We start from the raw sequence: 21,385 nt of genomic DNA on the forward strand, positions 1-21,385 counted from the left end.
GGCTCAGGCCCAGTCGTCGCCCCAGTTCGCGTCCCGGGCGGCACGGTAATCGGCGCCGTGCCGCTTGGTGACGGTGGTGCGCTGGAGCCCGTCCTCCGCCGTGCAGAGGTCCAACAGGACCTGGCCCTTGCGGAGTTGGGGCTTACGGACGATCCGGGACGGGGCCGGGGCGGCATCGAGGGTGGTGGCCGCGACGTAGCTGAACTTCTCGTCCTCGTAGGGCAGGGAGCCGCCCTTGACCTGGCGGTGCAGCGAGGAGCGGCTGACCCGGGCCGAGAAGTGGCACCAGTCTCCCCCAGCTACCGCTGGGGGTGCCCCCACGCCTCCGACAAGCGGGACGATGGGGCAGGTGTCGCTGTGCGGGCAGGGTGCGACGACCCGCAGGCCCGCCGCGATGAGCTGGTCGCGGGCCTCGCGGATGCGGAGGTAGCCGTCGGGGGTGCCCGGTTCGATCAGTACGACCGCCTGGGCGGCGGCCGCCGCGTCGACCACCGCGCGGCGGGCCTCCGGCCGCAGCTCGCCCAGGACGTAGGAGACGGTCACCAGGTCCGTGCCGGCCGGGACGGTCAGGCCTTCGCCGATGATCTGCCGCTGCCAGGAGGTGTCGGGCAGGATCCCGGCGGCCAGTTCGCGGCCAAGGTCGAGGGCGGGCTGCGCCCAGTCCAGGACCGTGCTGCGGTGGCCCTCCCAGGTCGCCGCCGCGGCCCAGGTGGCGGCACCGGTGCCACCGCCGATGTCGACATGGGTGGCCGGGGACCAGTCGGGGACGCGGACGGCGAAGGCGGTCAGCGCGGCCCGTACGGCCTCGAAGGTCGCGGGCATCCGGTAGGCGGCGTACGCGGCCACATCGGCGCGGTCCCGCAGCACCGGGGCGTCGGTGGGGGTGGTACCCCGGTAGTTGGCGATCAGCCGCTCCACGGCCTGCGCGGCCTGCTTGGGCGGCAGGCCGTCGAGCAGGCCGGCCAGGGCGGCGCGCAGTTCCTCGTGCATTCGGCCAAGTTTACGGGGCGGCCGAGGCCGCCGGACCGGTCAGCGTCCACGGGGCAGCGGGCGCCCCCGACCGGTCGGCGACTACGGGCAGCGGGCCGCCCGACCGGTCAGCGGACGACCGCGCGGGCCAGACAAGTCGCGGCGGCCGCCCGCGGGGCGCTGCCGCCGTCCGTGCGCCGAGGGTGGACCGTGTTGGCCAGCAGGACCAGGAACGTGTCGGTGGCCCGGTCGAGGACCAGGCTGGTGCCCGTGAAACCGGTGTGGCCGGCCGCGCCCTGCCCCGCCAACTCACCCATGAAATACGGCTGGTCGACGCCGAAGCCGAGGCCTGGCGGATCGAGCAGGGCGGCCACCGCCGCCGGCCCGAGAATCCGCGCCGTGCCGTACGCGCCGCCATTGAGCAGCGTCCGGCACAGGACGGCCAGGTCCTGGGCGGTGGCGAAGAGGCCCGCATGGCCCGCGACGCCGCCCAGGGCCCAGGCGTTCTCGTCGTGCACCACGCCCCGCAGCAGCCCCCGGTCCGCCTTGGCCCACGGCCTGCGCTGGTCCTCGGTCGCCGCCACACCCGGCGGCGCCAGCCGGCCGTAGGAGGTGCCGGCCATGCCCAGCGGGCAGGTGATGCCGTCCCGTACGAGGGCGTCCAGGCGGCGCCCGGTGAGCGACTCCAGGACCAGCTGGAGCGCGATGAGGTTGAGGTCGGAGTAGCGGTACGCGCCACCGGGCGGCCCCGCCGGGGCGGCCGACTCGGCCCAGAGCATCGCCAGCTGGGCGGCGCGCCCCTTGCGTTCGTGGAACGGCAGCTCGGGGCGCAGGCCCGAGGTGTGGGTGAGCAGCCGGCGGACCGTGGCGCCGGGGGCGAAGGCGGGCAGATGGGTGTGCACCGCGTCGTCGAGGTGCAGGCGGCCGCACTCCACCTGCTGCAGGGCGACGATCGCGGTGAACAGCTTGGTGAGCGAGGCCAGGTCGAAGACCGTGCCGACCCGCATCGGCTCCCACTGGTCGCGGGGCAGATCGAGGCCGCGGCAGCGCTCGGGGTCGTACGCGCGGTAGCGCACCGCCCAGCCCGCGGCGGCCTCGGCGGCGACGACCGGGCCGCGCCCGGCCAGCACCACCGCGCCCGCGCACCAGGCGGGCCGCCCCTCGGGCAGCGCCCGCACACCCTGGACCAGCCGCTCCATCCATGCGGGGTCGAGGCCCGCCCGGGCCGGTGTGCCGTATCTGAGTCTCGGTGCGTTCAGAGCGTCTTCCTCTCGCCCGCGCTGCTCCCGTTGCCGTCCTCCCCCCTACGCTGCCACGGGCGGCACATTCCCAGGAAGCTCACGAGCGCCAGAACGGCGCACGAAAGCTGCACGACGGCCATCGGTACGGCGGTCCGCTCACCCGCGATGCCCACCAGCGGGGAGGCGATCGAGCCGAGGAGGAACGTCGAGGTGCCCAGCAGGGCGGAGGCGGAGCCCGCCGCGTGCGGGGTGCGCAGCAGGGCCAGGGTGTTGGTGCTCGGCATGACCAGGCCCATCGAGGCCATCAGCACGAACAGTCCGGCGGCCACCGGCACCAGGCCGACCGTGCCGAAGACCCCTGAGGACATCAGCAGCAGCCCCGCCGCCGCGACGGCGATCAGCGCCAGGCCGGTGCCCAGCACCTTGTCCAGGCCGACCCGTCCGACCAGCACCTTGCCGTTGATCTGGCCGACCAGCACCAGACCGATGGAGTTGAGCCCGAAGAGCAGGCTGAAGACCTGCGGGGAGGCGCCGTAGATCTCCTGGACGACGAACGGTGAGGCGGAGATGTAGGCGAAGAGGGCGGCGAAGCCGAAGGCGCCGACCAGCAGGTAGCCGGAGAAGACCCGGTCGGCGAGCAGGTCGCGCATGGTGCGCAGGGCCTCGACGAGGCCGCCGGAGTGCCGCCGGGCGGGCGGCAGCGTCTCGTGCAGTGTGCGCCACACCAGGAGGGTGAGCAGGACGCCGACGACGGTCAGGACGACGAAGACGCCGCGCCAGTCGGTGACCTGCAGGATCTGGCTGCCGATCAGCGGTGCCACCACCGGGGCGACGCCCGAGATCAGCATGAGGGTGGAGAAGAACCGTGCCATCGCCACGCCGTCGTAGAGATCACGCACCACCGCACGCGCGATGACGATGCCGGCCGCACCCGCCAGGCCCTGCAACAGCCGGAAGGCGATGAGCAGTTCGGCGCTGGAGGCGATCACGCACAGGGCGGTGGCCAGGACGTAGATCACCATGCCGGCCAGCAGCGGGCGGCGGCGTCCCCACTTGTCGCTCATCGGGCCGACGATCATCTGGCCCAGGGCCATGCCCGCCAGGCATGTGGTGAGGGTCAGCTGCACGGTGGCGGCCGGGCTGTGCAGGGCGGCGGTGACCTGCGGCAGGGCCGGCAGATACATGTCCATGGAGAGCGGCGGGACCGCAGTGAGGCCACCGAGGACGAGGGTGACCAGAAGGCTGGTGCGGCGGGGCGCGGACGGTGCTTCCGCCGCGCCCCGCCCGGATATTGCGGGCTGGTCCTGGGTTTCGGCCGTGCCGGGACCGGGCTCCGTCATGAGCGACTCCATGGGTGAGTGATGACCGCACCATGGTGACACGCACACAGCGGCGCCCGGCCGGGTTTCCGGCCCGTCCATTGGTCCTACGTCGGACGTCCTACGGGGCTTGCACAAGGTCCTACGCCGGGCGTCCTCAGGCCGACTTCAGCCCCGGATCGCCCGCCTCGGAGACGAACGACGCGGCGGTCCGCACCGGCGCACCGGGGGTGGTGACGGCGGACACGGTCCGGTAGTCGGCGCGGGCGGTGTCCTGCCCGAGGGTGACGGTCACATAGCCGCGCCGCCCGTTGTAGAACTTCAGATGCGGGTTGGCGGCCATGTAGGTGGCCCAGTTGGGCGGCTTCTCCGCGCCGTCCTTGCCGCTGGCGATCGAGCTGGTCACAAACTCCACGCCCGCGGTGCGCGAGCCCTGGTCCCTGAAGTCCTTCTTGATGTCGAAGGCGTAGTGGACGTGCACATCCCCGGTGAGGACGACGAGGTTGTCCGCCCCGGCCGACTCCGCACCCGCCAGCACCCGCTCCCGCGAGGCCGTATAGCCGTCCCAACCGTCCATGCTGACCTGGTAGTTGTCACCCGTGGCATTGCGCCGCTCGGAGAACGTGACCTGCTGCGGCAGCACATTCCACCGCGCGGTGGAGGCGCGCCAGCCGTCGATCAGCCACCGCTCCTGGGCCGCGCCGGTCAGGGTCCGCCCCGGGTCCTGCGACTGGGGGCCGGGCGCGTGCCAGCCGTCCCCGTAGGCCTGGTCGGAGCGGTACTGCCGGGTGTCGAGGATGTCGAACTGGGCGAGCTGCCCGTACTGGACGCGGCGGTAGAGCCGGGCATCGGAGCCCTTGGGCTGCTGCGGGCGGCGCAGCGGCTGGTTCTCCCAGTACGCGCGGTAGGCGGCGGCCCGGCGGACGAGGAACTCGGCGGGCGGGAGATTGTCCTCGCTGATGTCGGAGGCGTAGTTGTTCTCCACCTCGTGGTCGTCCCAGGTGACGATGAAGGGGTGCGCGGCGTGGGCGGCCTGCAGGTCCGGGTCGGACTTGTAGAGGGCGTAGCGCAGCCGGTAGTCGTCCAGGGTGACGGTCTCGCGGTTGAAGAGGGCGGGCAGCGTGCGGTCGGTGTAGTTGCGGGCGCCGCCGGTCGCGCCGACCGGGTACTCGTACAGGTAGTCACCGAGGTGGAAGACGACGTCCAGCTCCTCCTCCGCCAGGTGCCGGTAGGCCGTGTAGTAGCCGTCGTGGTAGGCCTGGCAGGAGACCGCGGCGAGCTTGACGTCGGAGATCTTGGCGCCGCGGGCGGGCGCGGTGCGGGTGCGGCCGACGGGGCTGATCCAGCTGCCGGCGCGGAAGCGGTAGTAGTAGACCCGGTCGGGGGCGAGGCCGGTGGGCTCGATGTGCACGGAGTGGTTGAACTCCGGGTGCGCGTCGGCGCGGCCCTGGCCCGCGAGGCGCTTGAACTGCTCGTCGTAGGCGACCTCCCAGCGGACCGTGACTCTCGCGTTCGGCATGCCGTTGCCGACCTCGTACGGGCGCGGGGCGAGCCGGGTCCAGAGCACCACGGAGCCGGGCAGCGGGTCGCCGGAGGCGACTCCCAGGGTGAAGGGGTTCTCGCTGATCTTCCGGGCGTCGGCCTCCGCGGCGTAGGCGCCGGTGCCCGGCAGGTTGGTCGCGAAGGCGAGCGCGGCGGCGGCGCCGGTGACGGTGAGAAAGCGACGGCGGCCGAAGTGTGCGGCGGCGGCCCGGATCTCCTGCTGGTGCGCCGGGGTCTGCCGGTGCGCGGCGTGCTGAGTCATCTGCCCCTCCCCTGACGGTGGTTGTCATCAGCGATTGGAGGGGGCGGGCCTGGCGCGGCGCTGTCGCCGGTCCGACGCATACATGACAGCTGGATGAGGACTGGGCCCGCAACGGACGCCGCCGGACAATCGCGGCACCCCGCCGCCCGTCGAGGCGTCCTCCGCAGGATCGGGGCGCGGCAGTCCTGCGGCGTTTCCCCGCCGACGGCCGAGCCGGGGCCCGTACGCTCCCCCGGTGCCGTTTACGCTGCCGCCATGGCACAGAACACGAACGAGGCCGGCCTGGTGGACGTGACGGACGGGACGGACCGGGCGGAGGCCACGCCCGCCGACGGCCGGGTGGCCGTGGTCACCGGCGCCGGTTCCGGCATCGGCCGGGCCGTCGCCCAGGAGCTGATCGCCGCCGGCTGGCATGTGGTCCTGGCCGGAAGGCGCCCGGAGCCCCTCGACGAAACCGCCCGGCAGTTCGGCCACCTCGGCACCGGTGGCCCCACGGTCGTGCCCGTGCCCACCGACGTCACCCGCCCCGACGAGGTCGACGCCCTCTTCTCCGCCGTCCGCGACCGCTTCGGCCGCCTGGACCTGCTCTTCAACAACGCGGGCACGTTCGGCAGGCCGGGGCCCCTGGAGGACCTGGCGTACGAGGACTGGCGCGCGGTCGTCGACGTCAACCTCACCGGTTCCTTCCTCTGCGCCCAGGCCGCGTTCCGCACCATGAAGGAGCAGGACCCCCAGGGCGGCCGGATCATCAACAACGGCTCCATCTCCGCCCATGTGCCGCGGCCGCACTCCATCGCCTACACCGCCACCAAGCACGCCATGACGGGCCTGACCAAGTCCCTCTCCCTGGACGGCCGCCCGTACCGCATCGCCTGCGGCCAGATCGACATCGGCAACGCCGCGACCGAGATGACCGGCCGGATGCAGACCGGCATCCTCCAGGCCAACGGCCAGACCGCCGTGGAGCCGGTGATGGATGCGGCGGACGTCGCCCGTACGGTCCGGCACATGGCGTCACTGCCGCTGGAGGCCAATGTGCAGTTCGCGACGGTGCTGGCGACGAACATGCCGTACATCGGGCGGGGTTGAGGTTCGACACTCAGGGCGGCGACTCGGCCGGCGCCGCCCTGGACCGGCCGCGCTGACGCTGCACGAGGGGCAGGGACCGCCGTTCCCCCTGCCCTTGCTCACCCTCGCCCTCGCCCTCGCCCTCGCCCTCGCCCTGCAACTTCCGCTGCCGCACGGCCCCTTACTGCACGACCCCTTACCGCGCGCCCCTTCCAGTGACACCCTTCCTCGAGCACCCTCCCCGCACCGCTCGTCCGCCGTACGGAAGGAGTCACGCGTGAGCCGATCCCCTCGAGTCCCCCGCGTCCCCGGCGCCCGTCTCCCCCGCCCCGCCGTGGGCGCCCTGATAGCCATCGGCACCCTGTTCGCCTCGATCCTCCAGACAGGCGCCGCCGGCGCCACCGAACCGGCCCCCGCCGCTTCCCAGGCCCGCCCCGCCGCCTCCTTCTGGACACCGGAACGCATGCGCGCGGCAACGCCGTTGGACCTGCTGCCCGTCGCACCGGGTGCGCTGACCAAGTCCCTGCGCAGCGGCGTCGAGCGCCTGGTGAAGCCCACCAAGCCCGGCCTTCCCGGCCTCGACGCGCTCAAGGGCGCGCTCAAGGGCGTCCTCCCGCAGACCGGCGGCCCCTGGACCGGCGGCGGCGCGCACGTCAAGACCACCGGCCGGGTGTTCTTCACCTATCAGGGGCGCCAGGCCTCCTGCTCCGGCGACGCCGTGACCAGCGCCAACAAGAGCACAGTGATCACCGCGGGACACTGTGTGAAGCTGGAGGGCGCCTGGCACACCAACTGGGTCTTCGTGCCCGGCTACCACGACGGCCAGGCCCCGTACGGCAAATGGGCGGCCGACAAGACGCTCTCCACTCCCCAGTGGACGAAGAGCGAGGACATCAACTACGACGTCGGCGCCGCGGTCGTCGCCCCGCTCGGCGGCAAGAAGCTCACCGATGTCGTCGGCGGCCAGGGCCTCGCCTTCAACTCCGGCTACAACAAGCAGATGTACGCCTTCGGCTTCCCGGCGGCGGCGCCGTACGACGGCAGCAAGCTCATCTACTGCAGCGGCACCACCATCAAGGACCCGCTGCTGTCCAACGACCACGGCCTGCCCTGCAACATGACCGGCGGCTCCAGCGGCGGCCCCTGGTTCACCTCGTTCAACGAGTCCACCGGCACCGGCCTGCAGTCCTCGGTGAACAGCTTCACCTACCAGTTCCTGCCGAACACCATGTTCGGCCCGTACTTCGGCGACGACGCCAAGAACCTCTACACCAAGGCCCAGTCCTCCTGACCGCACTGCGCAGAGGCCGTACGGAGGGCGGAATGCCGTGCGGCCTCCGCGCCCTGCTCGATGGATCCGGCCGGCTGCCCCACCCCCAGCCCCTCCGGGCCGAACGGGTCATCCGCCCATGCGAGCAGCGCCGACAGCGCCGACAGCGCCACGACGATCGCCACCAGCACCCCGAACACCAGCAACGGCCGGGCGCCGTGGACGAGTTGCCGCCCGCGCCGCGGGGCCCGCCGCCCGTACGTCCGGGGATGACTCCGCAGGCCCGCACCCTGGCCGCCGCTGCGCCACCCCAGCGCCCAGGTGATCCGCCGCTTCCAATAGACCAGCCGGTAGTAGTGCTTGAGCACCGCCGCCCCCTCGTATCGCCACCACGGCGAAGATCCGGGACCGCGGCACCGGAACACCCCTGCCCACCACCCGGCCACCCCGCCCCGCCCCGCACGTTCATTCGAACAAAATCCGTATGAGGGTACTGGCCACACCGCCACCACGAAGCGCGATCACGCCAAGCCGAAGGCCCGCCGCGGCCGGTGCGGCCGGTGCGGCCGGTGCGGCCGGTGCGGCCGGTGCGGCCATCGGTGGAACCTCGCCGGGCGGCCGGCAAGCGATCGGCGGGGCTTTCGTGTGCCGGGAAAGGGCGCGGTGCCACCACGCCGACCGGTAGCATCCACCCGCCATCAACAATTTGTTGAATCTGCATGCCAGCCCCACCCCATCCGAGGAGACTCGTTGAACCTGCGCAGACACAAGGCGTCCATCGCCGCCCTTGCCCTGGCGCCCGTACTCCTCGTCGGCTGCACGGACAGCAAGCGGACCGCCGACCACGCCGCCGCCGCGACCGCGTCGGCGACCACCGAGGCCCCCACCCCGAAGGCTGCGGTCAAGACCGCCACCCCGACACCGTTCCCCACCGGCAAGCACCACTTCCGGGGCGAAAGGCTCCGCACCGTCCTGGACACCCACGCCAGGGACAGTGCGAACGGCGTTGCCCTCTACCAGGTCAAGGCCGGGAAGAGCGCCTACGTCGGCACCTACAACCCACAGCCCGCCGCGTACAAGGCGCACGCCGACGACGGCAAACTCAAGCCCGTCACCAGAGACGATCTGTCGGCGTACCACTGGGATGTCATCTGCTACCAGGAGCCCGTACGCGCCGATTCCGCTTCGGTGCCGGTGTACTTCGCCAAGGATCTCGCCGACTGCGAGAAGCCCAAGCCGAAGCCGAAGCCCACGCCGAAGCCCACCCCGTCCCGGCCCACCTACACGCCGCCGCAGCCCAAGCCCACACCCAGACCCAGCAAGACGGCGTGGAACGGTGGTTGCGAAATCGTCTCCAACGCCGGTAACTGCTACTCCGCGGGCCAGTTCTGCCGCAATGCGGATGTCGGCGCACACACGCACGCCGCGAACGGCCGCATCATCTACTGCCGGGACGAGGGCAACTACAACCGCTGGAATTACTGACCCCACACCCTCGGCCCGCGCGGGGGGGACGGTTCGCGGCGCGCTGTGCAGTGCAGTGCAGTGCAGTGCCACTTCATCACCAAGTAGCCGATGATGACGGGTCCGAGCTACCACTCTCGCAACTGGTGGATCGAATGCGCGGTGTTCGCGTCGGTCGCTCTGGCCTGCACAGTCCCTTTGGCGCGGCTCTGGGCCGTTTCCCTCGGCGGGCGTGAAGCAACCGCGAGGGCGGGTGTTGGCCACCCCCCCCCGCCGCTACATTCCAACATCGACATGTCCAATGTAGAACCTCCACCTTTGGCATGTCAACAGTGGAAGGTAAAGTGCTGCCCATGAGCCTGAGACATGCCGTGCTGGGCCTGCTGGCCGAAACCCCCGCAAGCGGCTACGACCTGATGAAGCTGTTCAACACCTCGCTCACGAACGTCTGGCCGGCCACGCAGAGCCAGGTGTACGGCGAGCTCAACAAGCTCACGTCCACCGGTCTGGTCGAGGTCGCCGCCCGCGGCCCCCGCGGCCGCAAGGAGTACGCGATCACCGAGGACGGCCTGACGGAGCTGCGCCACTGGCTCACCGAGGTCGAGCCCGGCGGCCCCACGCGCGACGACAGCGTCCTGCGCGTCTTCTTCCTCGGCATCCTCACACCGCTCGAAGCGCAGGCTTACCTGCTCCAGAAGGCCGAGCTCGCCGCCCGCGCGCACGCCCAGTACGAGGAGATCGAAACGAACACCAACTGGGACGAGGAGATGATCTCGGTACACGGGCGGATCGTCCTGGAGTACGGCCTGCGGGTGACGGCGACCCTGGAGGAGTGGGCCCGCTGGGCGGCCGACGAGGTGACCAGCGCGAAGGCGAGGCGGGCCAGCGAGCTCGTACGGGACCGCCACAAGGACAAGCTGCCGGAGGAAGCGCCCGGGAACGAGGAATGACACCGGTCGGCCGACCCTGAACCCCGGCCTCGGCCCCGGCCCGGCCCCGAATTCAGCTGCCTCCGCATACCTCCGCGCGGCACCCTGAAGGCATGGACAAGCAGCGCTACGCCATCGAGGGCGACCGGATTCGCACCGGCCAGGGCGATTCCGTGCGGGTGGACCTCGATCTGCCCGCATTGCCGTTCGCGAGACACGCTGGATCCGGGTAACAGATGCAGTGGGTTGATCGGGCCCGATCCGGACCCCGAAAGGGGTCTGACCCGCGTCTCCGCGGGTCAGACGGTAGCGGCGGACGAGACCGGCCCGTACGCCGGGGATTGCTGGTGCTTTTGACGGTAGGCGTTGTGACCTGCGCGAATGCGGCCCTCGGCCCAGCGCGGTGCACATCCGGTGCACGACATATGTGATGGATCGACACAACTTCACGCGGGCAGACGCGCGGGGCGAAAGCCAGCCGCGCAGGGAACTGTCGCCGTCCTGACACGCTGCGGGACATCGCGCAGCGGCACCCCCGGCAGGCCGGCGCGCTGCTGCGCTACGAACGAGTGCCGCACGAAGAATGCCACCGCGTCTGGCTGGCCGCCTGGCTCAAGGACCACTACGACCGGGAGGCCCTGGGGGCCGAGTTGCCGCCCGGCAGGGTCGGCGCGGCCTGGCGGACGCCGAGGCGGAAGGCGAAGCCGGAGCCGAAGCCGAAGCCGACGCACGAACCGCTCCGCCTGCTCTACGCCGACGGGCGCGCTGCGCCCTGCCAGATCACCTGGCAGGGCGCAGACGCGACATGCACCGCCTCATTGCGCCACTTGCTCCCCGTAGGGCGGCAGCAACCCCAGTTTCCGCGCCTGGGTGATCCATCGGCCCGCTGTCGCCTCTGACTTGGCCCATCTGGCGGCGATGGCCTTGCGCGGCGGGACGCCGTGATCCACAGCCCAGTGGTACACCTCGGCAACAGCGCGTGCGTGCTCGTCTCCGCCCCCGTAGGGCCTTGCGCCGGCGTCGGGTGCCATGGCCTCACCGAGCTGCTTCGTACGCACTTCTGTGGCGATCTTGAGCAGGCGGTCGTAGGGGAGACGCCGGAGCATGGTGGGCGTGAGCCGGACGGCATCCGGTTTGGTCGTCCGGATGAAGAAGCCGTTCGGATGGATGTCCCCGGGGGCGAATCCGATGACGAATAGGCATTCGTCATACCCCGGGAGATTGGCCACGGTTACCCCATCTGCACTGGTCGAGACCTTGAGCTGTTCGTCATCGCTGCGCACTCGCTGATCACTCTCTTGTAATATGCTCGCTCAAGTTAAGCGTGGGGCGGCATTTTGCTCCGTCGCACCCATCTTGCCCCATCTCGACCACCGACCACGAGCCGCGCCCCGAGCAAGGATTGCCATGTCCACGCCACCCCAGCAGCCCTACTCTCCGGCCCCGAAGCAGAGCATGTCCACCGGAACGAAGATCGCCCTCGGCTGCGGCATACCCGCCGCCTTCATCCTTCTCCTCGCTGCCGGCTGCACCGCCATGGTCGGCTCCGCCGCCAACGAAGCATCGAAGGAGATCAAGAAGGACCAGCAGTCCAGCAAGGCCGACGACCAGCGCGCCGCCAAGGAGGACGTGGACATCACGTCCTGCGCCATCAGGCCCGACGAGTTCGGCAGCCGAGAGCTGGACGTGAAGCTGCTGGTGACCAACAACGGCAAGGACCGGGCCTCTTACATCGTCGAAGGTGAGGTCGTCGACCAGGACAGCAATCAGGTCACCACCATCGACGCGCTGGTCGACGACCTCAACCACGGTGCGCAGAAGAAAGAGAACGACGCCGCTCTCGCCACGGAAGACGATCTGAAGGGCGTCACCAAGGTCACCTGCAAGATCCTCGACGTCGACCGCTCCGGCGTCCTTCGCTGACTCCCGCAAGTACACCGACGAGGGTTGGACCTTGAAGACACTTGGCGGGATAGTTCTTGGCGCCGTGATCGTGTGGCTTGGGCTGCACTGGCTGGACGGTCGTGACCCGGCAGAGGTCATCTCCACCTGCGGGCAGGGGGAAACGAAGGTGACAGTCCCCAACGTGACCGGCCAGAACCTGGCAGTCGCCGAATCACGGCTGGCTTCGGCCGGCATCAACTACTCGCATCACCCAGCGGACGGGCGGCTGTTCATCGCCGTCCCCGCGGACTGGACCGTCAGCCGTCAGGGCACCGAGCCCGGAACGTACTGCATCGACGGCCCCGGGCAGGGACTGAACCTGTACGCCGTCAAGAACTGACACCGAACCCCGCGCCCCGCCCGAACTCCCGGGCGGGGCACCCCTATGGGTCACCTCACACCAGCCCGGATGCGGTGGGTTCGACCCGGCCCACCCGGCTCCCAAAGATGAAGACGCCCCGCCAAGGGGGACCCGCCTCCTCACAGACAAGGCACCCAGCGTGGCCAACAAGAAGAAGAACAAGAAGAACGACAGCGGAGCTGCTGAGGCCGCGGCGGGCTGCTGCGGGCTGGTCATCTTCGGCCTGGTCGGACTGGCGCTGCTCGGTTCCTGTGACGCCATACCGGAGCCGAAGTCCCACCCGAAGCCGTCGCACACCGCCACCCACAGCCCCAGCCCCAGCCGAAAGCCGAGCAAGACCGCCGAGAAGCTGCCGTCGCAGGTCGGCAAGGGCCTCGACGACGCCCAGGACGCCGCCGAAACCGCCGGGCTGACGGTCGAACCGTACGACGCGTCGGGCCTGGACAACGACCCCACCGACTTCCCCGGCGACTGGAAGGTGTGCTTCCACAAGCAGACCGGCGTCACCGCCCGCTTCGGCGCCGTGTACAAGGGCGCCACCTGCCCCCACAAGCCCCGCACCAGCTCCCCGAAGATGCCCAGCGTCAAGGGCAAGTCCCTCGCCGATGCCCGCCATATCCTGCACGGCAAAGGCTTCCCCGACAGCTACATCGACGAGTCCACCGCCTACACAGACGAGGAATCGGACCCCGTCGGCGAATGGACGGTCTGCTCCCAGGACGTCAAGTCCGGGGACGACCTCGACCTTGAGCCCATCGTCGGCCTGGACGTGGTGCGGCCCGGCGACACGTGCCCGTCAGGGGATGGTGTGCACTACCGGAACCCCGCCAACGACCCCTTCAACAGTGGCGGCGGCAGCAGCTCGGGCGGCGGGGACTCCTCCGACGGCGGCTCCACCAGCGGCGGCAGCACGGGAGGCGACCACTACAACCCGGGCGGCTGCCCGCCCGGCGGCTGCGACAACTCCCGGCACTGCCCGCCCGGCGGCTGCACCAGCTGACCGCGGCCGACAACCGGGCAGGCCGAGGACGCTTCTCGGCCTGCCCGGCCCCTCAACTGAAAGGAACCTCCCCCTCCCCATGAACCAGCTCCCCGGCCCGAACTCCACGCCCTCCGGCCCTTCCCAGCAGAAGGAAGGCACCGCCCTCTCCCAGTTCGGCGCCAGCTGCGCAGGCGTTCCCAGTTTCCTGATCCTGGCGGTGGCAGCAGCAGCCAAAGAGGAAGGGGAACTGTTCTTCCTGTGCGTGGCCCTAACGGTCTTCTGTGTGTGCGTCGCCTGGAAAAAACGTGCAGCCGCCATGGAAGAACGCAAGGCGTGGGCGTGGATACGTCGGCAGACCGCGGACGACTACGAGCAGTACCGGGCGATGTACCGGTCAGCTGCCGCCCTGTTCCAGAACCTGCACAAGAGGTGCATTGAGCTGCGCAAAAGCATCGACGCCTCCATGGTCAGCGAGCCCACCATGGACACCATCGCCCAGTCCCGAGCTGCCGACATCCTCTGCAACGCGCTCGACGGTCTCAGCAAGCAGCTGGCCGCCGGACAGAAGGCCGCCGCCGCCCACAAAGGTGGGCCACTGTGGCTGAACTTGCAGACCGTTCAGCAGACCGCAGCCACGATCGGACGTGCCACCGCCGAACTTGCCCCCACCAACAACGAGAAGGCCAGCGGTCTCACTGACCGGCTGTGGACGGGCCTGTCCGTCCTCGATGAGCTGCACTCCACCACCCACCGCTGACGCCCCTACCTTCGACCAGCAGAAAAGCGCAACCGTGAACACACCCACCCCCAACCCAGGCAGTCCCAGCTGCGGGCAGATCGCTGCGGAATCTTCGCTGTCATCTTCCTGGTTGTGGTGCTCGCCGGCAGCTTCACCGACAGCAAAAAATACGGCAGCGGCCAGGACGACCGCCCAAGGTCGTCAAGATCGCGGCTGACTCGATCCGGGACCGTGCGGCGGCGGCTCTGCGGGTAGTGCGGCGTGCTGTGGGGTGTCCGTGCGCACACGCCCCGGGTGAGGGCCTGCGGCGAGGCGGGGTGGACCTGTTCGGGGTGCTGGGCAGCATCGCCGATCCGGGGCCGGCGCCGGTCTTGCGGGTAGGAACAGGCCGCCGGGCGGCCGTTCGCGCATGACCGGCGAGGATAACCACCAGGACCACACAGAGAAGGAACCCGCCATGCGCCCCCGACAGTCGTCCGTCTACGTCTGCCCCCGCTGCGGGCACAGGAACGCCTACGGGGGTCCCGTCGGCCCGGAGTCGTGCCGCCGCTGCGGACTCCTCAACCGGGGCGCCATTGTGCGCGCAACTGTCCAACCTGGCGGGTTCGGCCTGGAAATGCTCCTGGTCGCGCTCGTCGTCGGGGGCGCCGTGCTCCTGCTCCTGGTGGCCCTGGTGACCGCATGACGCGGCATCAGGTGACCGGGCGGGAGCGGCTGATGATCTGGCTGGTGTGCATGGGCGTGGCCGTGGTGGCGATTGTGATCATGTCGCAGACGGTCCACGGTCCGGCGCCCGCCGATGACGCTCCGCGGCGTGCACCGCGCTGCTCGGATGTGCCGGAGCGCCCGGAGTGCTGACTGGCGGCGGGGATGAGCACCAGGACCAGGGCAGGCGGGGAGCGGAGACGATGAACAACGGCGGGGCGAACACGACGTCGTGCAACAGGTGCGGGTCGCGCATCACTTACTACGGGCCCCCGGGCGGCCACTTCTGCCGCAAGTGCGGGCTGATGGCGGGGATGTCTGCCGGTTCGGTGCGGGGCGAGGGTGCGCCGGATGCGGCGGTGCTGCTGACGTGCGGCACGCTGCTGCTGATCTTCGTGATCCTGGGCGGTGGCGGTGCGGAGCGTGGTGGTGGGGATGTGGTCCCACCGTCCGGCCGGGTCGGCGGTGGGTTCCGCGCCGGGGGTGTGGTGATAGGGGGCCAGGAGCCGGGCGGGGTCGATGCGAGCAGCTCGTAGTAGGTGGGCGGCGAGGGCGCCGGGGGCGAGGGCGAGGCGGGCGCGGAGGAGTTCGGCGAGCTCGGCACGGGGGTTCTGGGTGCGGCAGTCTTCGCACTGTCGCCAGCCCCGGCCGCCGATCATGGTTTGTGTTGCGCCGGACCTGCCGTAGACGTTGGGGCGGGGGGTGCTGCCGCCGCAGGTGCAGCAGGGGAGCATGCCCTGATAGTCCATGATCGACCGGTACGCGGTGAGTTGTGGCATGCGGGCAGGTTAGCCGGGCGCCCGTACGCCCGCGTTGCGCGAGGCGGATCGCGATCCGGTGCACGTCCACCCCGCGCCAGCGCGGGCCTGAATCACGGAGTGGCTGGGCCACTGGCCCAGCCACTGTCCGCCCCACGCCGGAACCGGGGCGTTCTCAGCCGGCCCGGTACCGGCCGCTGCTGTCGCCCCAGACAACGGTGGACGCCGTGACGTCCCGCAGGAAGGTGCCCAGGGCGGTGCAGGAATCCGGCAGCGCGCGCTCCAGCGCGGTGTACTCGTCGACGGCCTCGCCGATGCCGTCGATAACCGCCTGGACGGCCTCTTCGCGACTACAGCTCTTCTCCCGCTGGAGGATCAGCACGAGGTTGTGCGGTTCACCGCCGCGTTCTTCGCGGTCGGCGGACTGGATGTCGTTCACCGAGACGACCATACGGACGGCGGCGCGGATCAACAGGACGCGGTGTTCGCTGTTCCAGTAGTCGTCCGCGGTCTCAAATCCGGTAGCGGATTCCGCGAGGTGCGCGAAGAATTCCAGTCCGCAGGCCGTGTATCTGGATGTCCAGTACGAGGCCGGGGTGATGACCTGGCCCCCGGCCCGTTGCCGGAGTTCCTCCGAGGCTCCCTCGAACCACAGGTCGAGATCCGATGCGAACCTCTCGCACCAGGTCGTGCTGCGACCGTTCTTCAGGCGCTCCCACAGGCTGCCGAACGCCGTGACCAGAGGGTGGTCGGTCTCTGCTTCGCCGCGCGTCACGGCCGCGCAGCCGTCCCTGACCGCTTGTACGGCGTCCAGGTCGGCGGTAGCGGACGCCCAGTCGTCCAGGACGCCCATCCATCCGACCGCGTCCACCGCCTTGGCCAGTCCCTCGCCGCGGGCGTCCGGGTATGCGAAGGCCGCGGCCTCCCACAGGGCCATGCGCTCGTACGGTGCGGTGTTCTTGGCGGACAGCAGCCCGACCCGACTCATCCACGCAATGTGTGGTGGCCCCAGCCGGTCGGTCTCCGGGTTGCGGCGGGCCTCGAAGGGGATCCCGTAGTCAGCGGCCATGGCGGCGCTCCCTTTCGGCGTATACGGCGAGCGCCGTATCGAAGGCGGCCCGGCTGAATTTGGGCCACATCGTATCCAGGAAGCACAGCTCCGCCGACGCTGCCTCCGCGTCCGGCTGAACCGTGCCGCAGCGGTGCCCTTCACGTTTTGCTTGGCTCTCGGGGGGCCTCCCGGCCGACGCCCTGAGGGGCGCGGGCCGGGCAGCGAGGTCAGGAACGCGCGCCCCTCGACTGACGGTACGTCGGAGCCCGGTGACGGGGGCGCCGGCGTGCGAGGTCAGGATCCGTTAGCGCCCGTCTTCTTCGCGATGCGTACGGCGATGGCGCGGGTGTGGTTGGCGATGGCGCGCAGGTGTTCGGGGATGGTGACGGCGGGTTCGGTCGCTTTGGGGCCGCATGGGGCGGTGGGGTCGGAGCCGAGGGCGGTGAGCCAGATGAGGCCGAGGAGTGCGGGGACGATCTGGCTGAGCGTGCTGATCACGGTGGTTCCCCCTGTGGGTGTCGGTGAGTTCGGCCGCCGGGCGCCTCGGCGTGACTCAAGGATGACCACAGGGATACGGGGGGTTGCAAACCGCGTTTTTGCAGGTCAGAGGGTGTTTAGCGCGTTGTTGTACTACCCTCACCCTCGCGAGGGTGAGGGTAGTACAACAACAGCTAACCGGAGGGTTTTCAGGCATCTAGTGACGGACGTCACATTGCGAGTTGATGATTCGTCACTGGCTCGGCATGCGGGGGGAGTTCGGTACCGGCACGAAAACGCCCCGCCGGTCGGCTGGCGGGGCGCGGTGATGCTGCTCGGCGCGGTTATGAGGCGTGGCGGTTGTCGACCAGGTTTCCCCAGGCCCAGCGGAACATCTTGATCTTGAGGTTCCCGCAGCATTTCGTCCGCGATTCGGGCGTCCATGAGGTCCGTGGCGCCGGTGGCCGCCGCGACGAGTTCGGGGGCGTAGTGCAGGGCGGGTCGGATCCCCGACCAGGACGCGACCCCTTGCCCGCGCACGACGATCTGATCGGCCAGGCCCGCGCCGCCCTCAGGCCGCGGCTGTGGAGGCAGCCGCCGAGAACCTGGACCCCGACCGCATCCGGCGCCTCGTCGGCCGCGGAGACGCCGACGCCATCGCGCAGTACCTCACCGCCGCGCTCGCCGAGCTCGATCTCAGCGACGACGGGGACCAGGAGCAGCGCGCCACCGGGGCGGCCGGCTAACCCCCGGCGGACAGATGGCAGACCATGCCACCTGGGCACGCCACGCCGCGTACCGCCAGTACGATCAACAGACTGTTGACGCGGCCGCGCCAACAACAAGCGCGCCCCCCATTCGAGCTGGGGGGGCGCGCCGCCACCATCACACCACGCCAGGAGCCCACCATGAGCACGCCCCCGCCCGGATACGGCTACCCGCCCGCCGCACCCCAGCCGGCCGCCTCCAACGGCATCGCCACCGCGGGCATGGTCCTCGGCATCATCGCCCTCGTCGTCAGCTTCATACCCGTCCTGAACGTCGTCGTCTGGCCGCTCGCGATCATCGGCCTCGTCCTCGGCTCCATCGGCCTGGCCAAGTCCGGCAAGACCGGCAAGGGCAAGGGACCGGGAATCACCGCCCTGGCCACCTCGCTCGCCTCGATCATCATGTTCTTCGTCATCAACGCCGCCTTCGTCAACGAGGTCGACAAGGCCGTCGACGGCGCCCGCAAGGACATCAAGCACGAGCAGAAGCAGGGCCAGGTCGAGAACAAACGCGCCGCCACCGAAGACGTCAAAATCACCACCTGCGCCATCAAGCCCGACGGCCTCGGCGGCCGGGAACTCGACGTCAAGCTCCTGGTCACCAACAACGGCAAGGACCGCGCCGGATACTCGATCGAGGGCGAAGCCGTCGACCAGAACGGCGACCAGATCACCACCATCGACGCCTACGTCAGCGACCTCAACCACGGCGCGAAGAAGAGGGAGAACGACGCCGCGTTCGCCATGGACGACGACCTCAAGGACGTCACCAAGGTGACCTGCAAGATCCTCGACGTCGACCGCACCGGCGTCCTCCGCTGACCCCACGCACGCGAAAGGCCCCGCCCATCTGGGCGGGGCCTTCGTCGTTCAGGCGGGTCAGACGGACCAGGGGGTACCCGGATCGTCCAGCCACACCCGCTGACCATCCGGGGTGACGGTGAGGCCGAACCGGTCGTGCAGGGGGCGGCCGTTGCCGACCCACCACCTGTAGGCGGCCTCCACCTCGTCCCACAGTCGACGGGATCCTGACTGCCAGACGCGGGCCTGGTCCTGGCCGTCACGGAACACGATGCAGGCCCACGACCGGCCGCCCCCGCGCTCGTAGAACCACACCGGCCGCGCGCCCTCGCGCTTGTCGGCAACGGCCTGCGTGCAGCGAGGAACGCGGAGACCGAGGGCGAAACGGCAGGCGGTGTAGGGGCCGGTGACGAACTCGGCCTCGGTGATGTCCGTCGTGGAGGTGTCGGCACCCTGCACGCCATCCGCCGGTACATAGTCGCCGGGCACGATGCGCGGCGCCCGCTGGGCGCGCAGCTTCATGAACTCCACCGGCCGGGTGAAGCGCCCCGATGCCTGACCGTCCCTCACGACCAGGCGGACGACGGCATCGGCGTTGGAGTAGTGCGTGCCCCACGGTGCGACGATCAGGCCGCCGGTCCGAGTCTGTTCGATCCAGGCCCCAGGAATCTCCCGGAGTCCGCACGTGGCCAGGGTGCGATCCCGCAGCCCACTGTCCTTGTAGGTGTACCCGTCGCCGACGACGACCGTCGGGGACAGGCCGGCGGCGCAGAGCCGTTCGCGGGCGTGGTGGGACACGGCCTGGTCCACGTCGATGGTGACGACGTTCCGGGCGCCGGTGCGGTGCGTCAGGGCCCCGGCGGTCTCGCCGGTGCCGGTGCCGACGTCCAGCACGCTCATGCCCTTGTCGATGTCCAGGTCGGCGAGGAGTCCGTAGACGACGGAGGGCATGGAGCTGGAGGACGTCGACACCCGGCCCGGTTTGGTGCCGGTGTGCTGGCCGTCATCCCACTGAGTGACGATCGGTACGTCGGCGTCGGCGTACGCGTACCAGGCATCAGGGTCGATGGCCTGGTTGACGGGGACGCTTTTCCTGGCGGTCATGTCGTACGGCCACATCAGGGCAGGCAGGAAAGCTGCACGGTCGATGGCTGCGAAGGTCGGAGCCCACTCCGACGACATAGCGCGCGATTCAAGGAGGGCGCGCCCCAGCAGTGTTCGGCTGGGGCGCTCCACCTGCACGGGGCTGGCGTTCACTTGCGGTGGTCCCCGTCGCCGGGCGGGGTGGAGCCGTCGGGGCTGGGGTCGTCGGGCGGGGTCCACGGGGTGCCGGGGTGGCCGTCGTCGCTGTCGCCGCCGCTGTCGTGGTCTCCGCCGTCAACTGCCGTGAGGTTCTGCGTGTTCCTCATGCTGTGGCGCTCCTTCCGCTGGTCTGGGGAGGGTTCGGGATGCCGTGGCCGCCGTCGGGGGATGGCGGGTCCTGCGGACCGGGCCAGGGCTCACCGGGCGTCGTGCTGATCACGTAGCACATGAACTCTCCTGCGCATACCGGTTGATGGTGCACCGGTCGCCCTTCGGCGGGAAGGGCGCCGGAGTCTGGGGCGCGTGGCGGCGTAGGTGCCCGTCCCCGGCAGCGCGGCGGCGGAACTCTCCGCAGCGTCCAGGCCGCCGCCGAACTGGCCGACGGCACGACGACGCCCAGCCCCAACTCGGGGAGGGGCGCTCGGCGTTCGGTTCAGTGCTCGCGGGCGCAGCCGCAGCTCACGGTGTACGGGTTCCCCGTCGCCGGGTCCACCACCATCACACCGCCGGGGCACCGCCGCCGCGGCGGCCGCCCGAACAGCTCGGCCCATCTGCGAGCCGGCCGGTCATGCCCACCGGCCTCCACCGCCGCCCTGTACGCCGTCACCGTCTCCGCATGCCGCGGACTCATCCACTCACTCATGCACGCCTCCTCCGGTCGCTCCACGACGGTACGGCTGTGGAGCGACCGGGCGCAGGGGGACGGTCAGTTGCGGCCGGTGTTCGAGCAGTCCGCGCCACACCCGGCCGGCGGCGGCTCGGAGTGCTCGCAGGTGGCCGCGACCGGGATCGTCTCGTCGGTCGGCGGCAGCCACAGCCGCACGTCGACCTCGTATCCCGCATCCGCGATCCGCTGCATGGTGCGCTTCAGCGCACCTGGGTCGTGCCGGGTGGTGTCCGGCCGCTCTGGCACGTGGTGCACGAACCGGTGCAGCGATCGGCACAGGGTGGCGTACACGCCCGTATGCAGAATGAGGGCGTGCCACCCCTCGTCTACGACCCGCGACGGTCGCAGCCGCTCGCCGGGGAACTGTGCGCAGGCGGCGATGAACTTCAACGCCTCCGCGACGATCTGTTCGGCGATGTCGCGTTCCATGTCGGGGTTGTTGGCCTGGACGGTGTCCACGACGCCAGTGAATGCCCGCGGGCCGATCAGTTTGTGCGGGCTGGCCACCGTTGTGGCGACGTGCTCTTGTAGGACGGTCACCGTGTTCTCCCTTCGTTGGGTGGGGCGGTGGACCTGCCGGGCCGGGCTCGTTGGACCGGATCCGGCCCGGCAGGGTGGTGCGTGGGGCCCGCGGGGATGATCAACCCGCGGACCCCGTCCCGCTCCGGCCGGTCTGTACCGGTGCGGGGAGTCCCGCCCCTCTCGGGGGTGAGGCGCGGGAGCCGTGGGCCGCCCGCCCGGAGATGACGTCCGGGCGGACGGCTTGC

At 70.5% G+C, this 21,385-nt stretch carries 25 protein-coding genes; 11 read left to right on the forward strand and 14 right to left on the reverse strand.

All coding sequences use genetic code 11. The features are described from left to right. Nucleotides 1-3: 3 nt before the first annotated feature. The 4 genes from AB0D04_RS01885 to AB0D04_RS01900 form a co-directional block, all read right to left on the reverse strand. Complete coding sequence (locus AB0D04_RS01885) at nt 4-990, reverse strand: small ribosomal subunit Rsm22 family protein (protein WP_362698151.1); 987 nt, start codon at nt 988-990, stop codon at nt 4-6. 107 nt (nt 991-1,097) lie between these two features. Continuing rightward, on the reverse strand, nt 1,098-2,168 hold the full coding sequence (locus tag AB0D04_RS01890; protein ID WP_362698154.1) for a serine hydrolase: 1,071 nt from the start codon (nt 2,166-2,168) through the stop codon (nt 1,098-1,100). A gap of 56 nt (nt 2,169-2,224) precedes the next feature. Next, nucleotides 2,225-3,550, reverse strand: a complete 1,326-nt coding sequence (locus tag AB0D04_RS01895; RefSeq protein ID WP_362698157.1) for a multidrug effflux MFS transporter — start codon at nt 3,548-3,550, stop codon at nt 2,225-2,227. Between the two features lie 136 nt (nt 3,551-3,686). Next, nucleotides 3,687-5,333: an alkaline phosphatase D family protein gene (locus AB0D04_RS01900; protein WP_362698160.1), complete on the reverse strand. Its 1,647-nt coding sequence runs from the start codon at nt 5,331-5,333 to the stop codon at nt 3,687-3,689. Nucleotides 5,334-5,588: 255 nt separating this feature from the next. On the opposite strand from AB0D04_RS01900, the gene AB0D04_RS01905 reads away from it, so the two are divergent. Together AB0D04_RS01905 and AB0D04_RS01910 are read left to right on the forward strand one after the other, a co-directional pair. After that, entirely contained in the window at nt 5,589-6,422 is an 834-nt protein-coding gene (locus tag AB0D04_RS01905; protein ID WP_362698163.1) for an SDR family oxidoreductase, read from the forward strand. 256 nt (nt 6,423-6,678) lie between these two features. Beyond that, the gene (locus AB0D04_RS01910) at nt 6,679-7,692 is read left to right on the forward strand and encodes a peptidase (protein WP_362698167.1); all 1,014 of its coding nucleotides are present in this window, start codon (nt 6,679-6,681) and stop codon (nt 7,690-7,692) included. Here the strand turns inward: AB0D04_RS01910 and AB0D04_RS01915 are convergent. Next, on the reverse strand, nt 7,668-8,039 hold the full coding sequence (locus tag AB0D04_RS01915) for a hypothetical protein (protein ID WP_362698170.1): 372 nt from the start codon (nt 8,037-8,039) through the stop codon (nt 7,668-7,670). The two genes, AB0D04_RS01910 and AB0D04_RS01915, sit on opposite strands and share 25 nt — an antisense overlap. A gap of 382 nt (nt 8,040-8,421) precedes the next feature. On the opposite strand from AB0D04_RS01915, the gene AB0D04_RS01920 reads away from it, so the two are divergent. Next, on the forward strand, nt 8,422-9,156 hold the full coding sequence (locus tag AB0D04_RS01920; RefSeq protein ID WP_362698291.1) for a hypothetical protein: 735 nt from the start codon (nt 8,422-8,424) through the stop codon (nt 9,154-9,156). A 332-nt stretch (nt 9,157-9,488) separates the two neighbouring features. Further along, nucleotides 9,489-10,085, forward strand: a complete 597-nt coding sequence (locus AB0D04_RS01925) for a PadR family transcriptional regulator (protein ID WP_362698173.1) — start codon at nt 9,489-9,491, stop codon at nt 10,083-10,085. A gap of 794 nt (nt 10,086-10,879) precedes the next feature. Here the strand turns inward: AB0D04_RS01925 and AB0D04_RS01930 are convergent. Then, on the reverse strand, nt 10,880-11,347 hold the full coding sequence (locus AB0D04_RS01930) for a hypothetical protein (RefSeq protein WP_362698176.1): 468 nt from the start codon (nt 11,345-11,347) through the stop codon (nt 10,880-10,882). Nucleotides 11,348-11,471: 124 nt separating this feature from the next. Here AB0D04_RS01930 and AB0D04_RS01935 point away from each other — a divergent pair, with 124 nt between their 5' ends. The 5 genes from AB0D04_RS01935 (at nt 11,472) to AB0D04_RS01955 (ending at nt 14,775) form a co-directional block, all read left to right on the forward strand. Further along, nucleotides 11,472-11,987, forward strand: coding sequence for a hypothetical protein (locus AB0D04_RS01935; protein ID WP_362698179.1), 516 nt, complete (start codon nt 11,472-11,474; stop codon nt 11,985-11,987). A gap of 148 nt (nt 11,988-12,135) precedes the next feature. Further along, nucleotides 12,136-12,348 carry a PASTA domain-containing protein gene (locus AB0D04_RS01940; protein WP_362698268.1) on the forward strand — a complete coding sequence of 71 codons (213 nt, stop codon included), beginning with the start codon at nt 12,136-12,138 and terminating at the stop codon, nt 12,346-12,348. A gap of 160 nt (nt 12,349-12,508) precedes the next feature. After that, nucleotides 12,509-13,369, forward strand: a complete 861-nt coding sequence (locus tag AB0D04_RS01945) for a PASTA domain-containing protein (RefSeq protein ID WP_362698182.1) — start codon at nt 12,509-12,511, stop codon at nt 13,367-13,369. A 79-nt stretch (nt 13,370-13,448) separates the two neighbouring features. Continuing rightward, nucleotides 13,449-14,108 (forward strand): hypothetical protein, encoded by a 660-nt coding sequence (locus AB0D04_RS01950; RefSeq protein ID WP_362698185.1) that lies wholly within the window; start codon nt 13,449-13,451, stop codon nt 14,106-14,108. Nucleotides 14,109-14,547: 439 nt separating this feature from the next. Next, entirely contained in the window at nt 14,548-14,775 is a 228-nt protein-coding gene (locus AB0D04_RS01955; RefSeq protein WP_362698188.1) for a hypothetical protein, read from the forward strand. 7 nt (nt 14,776-14,782) lie between these two features. On the opposite strand, the gene AB0D04_RS01960 is transcribed toward AB0D04_RS01955, so the two are convergent. The 4 genes from AB0D04_RS01960 to AB0D04_RS01975 form a co-directional block, all read right to left on the reverse strand. Next, entirely contained in the window at nt 14,783-15,574 is a 792-nt protein-coding gene (locus AB0D04_RS01960) for a hypothetical protein (protein ID WP_362698191.1), read from the reverse strand. A gap of 154 nt (nt 15,575-15,728) precedes the next feature. Then, entirely contained in the window at nt 15,729-16,622 is an 894-nt protein-coding gene (locus AB0D04_RS01965) for a hypothetical protein (protein WP_362698194.1), read from the reverse strand. Continuing rightward, the gene (locus AB0D04_RS01970; RefSeq protein WP_362698271.1) at nt 16,612-16,692 is read right to left on the reverse strand and encodes a hypothetical protein; all 81 of its coding nucleotides are present in this window, start codon (nt 16,690-16,692) and stop codon (nt 16,612-16,614) included. Before AB0D04_RS01970 ends, AB0D04_RS01965 begins: the two co-directional genes overlap by 11 nt. Before the next feature lie 206 nt (nt 16,693-16,898). Further along, the gene (locus AB0D04_RS01975; RefSeq protein WP_362698196.1) at nt 16,899-17,102 is read right to left on the reverse strand and encodes a hypothetical protein; all 204 of its coding nucleotides are present in this window, start codon (nt 17,100-17,102) and stop codon (nt 16,899-16,901) included. A 563-nt stretch (nt 17,103-17,665) separates the two neighbouring features. On the opposite strand from AB0D04_RS01975, the gene AB0D04_RS01980 reads away from it, so the two are divergent. Continuing rightward, nucleotides 17,666-17,827: a hypothetical protein gene (locus tag AB0D04_RS01980; RefSeq protein ID WP_362698199.1), complete on the forward strand. Its 162-nt coding sequence runs from the start codon at nt 17,666-17,668 to the stop codon at nt 17,825-17,827. Nucleotides 17,828-17,989: 162 nt separating this feature from the next. Beyond that, the gene (locus AB0D04_RS01985) at nt 17,990-18,670 is read left to right on the forward strand and encodes a DUF4190 domain-containing protein (protein WP_362698202.1); all 681 of its coding nucleotides are present in this window, start codon (nt 17,990-17,992) and stop codon (nt 18,668-18,670) included. 57 nt (nt 18,671-18,727) lie between these two features. On the opposite strand, the gene AB0D04_RS01990 is transcribed toward AB0D04_RS01985, so the two are convergent. From AB0D04_RS01990 to AB0D04_RS02005, 4 genes are all read right to left on the reverse strand, one after another. Next, a complete protein-coding gene (locus AB0D04_RS01990) occupies nt 18,728-19,831 on the reverse strand; it encodes a methyltransferase domain-containing protein (RefSeq protein WP_362698205.1) in 1,104 nt (367 codons plus the stop codon). A gap of 71 nt (nt 19,832-19,902) precedes the next feature. Continuing rightward, a complete protein-coding gene (locus AB0D04_RS01995) occupies nt 19,903-20,058 on the reverse strand; it encodes a hypothetical protein (protein WP_362698208.1) in 156 nt (51 codons plus the stop codon). Nucleotides 20,059-20,384: 326 nt separating this feature from the next. Continuing rightward, a complete protein-coding gene (locus tag AB0D04_RS02000) occupies nt 20,385-20,594 on the reverse strand; it encodes a hypothetical protein (protein WP_362698211.1) in 210 nt (69 codons plus the stop codon). Nucleotides 20,595-20,657: 63 nt separating this feature from the next. Further along, nucleotides 20,658-21,158 (reverse strand): hypothetical protein, encoded by a 501-nt coding sequence (locus AB0D04_RS02005; RefSeq protein WP_362698214.1) that lies wholly within the window; start codon nt 21,156-21,158, stop codon nt 20,658-20,660. Between the last annotated feature and the right edge of the window lie 227 nt (nt 21,159-21,385).

It is taken from the genome of Streptomyces sp. NPDC048483 (assembly GCF_040651455.1).
Classification (GTDB): domain Bacteria; phylum Actinomycetota; class Actinomycetes; order Streptomycetales; family Streptomycetaceae; genus Streptomyces.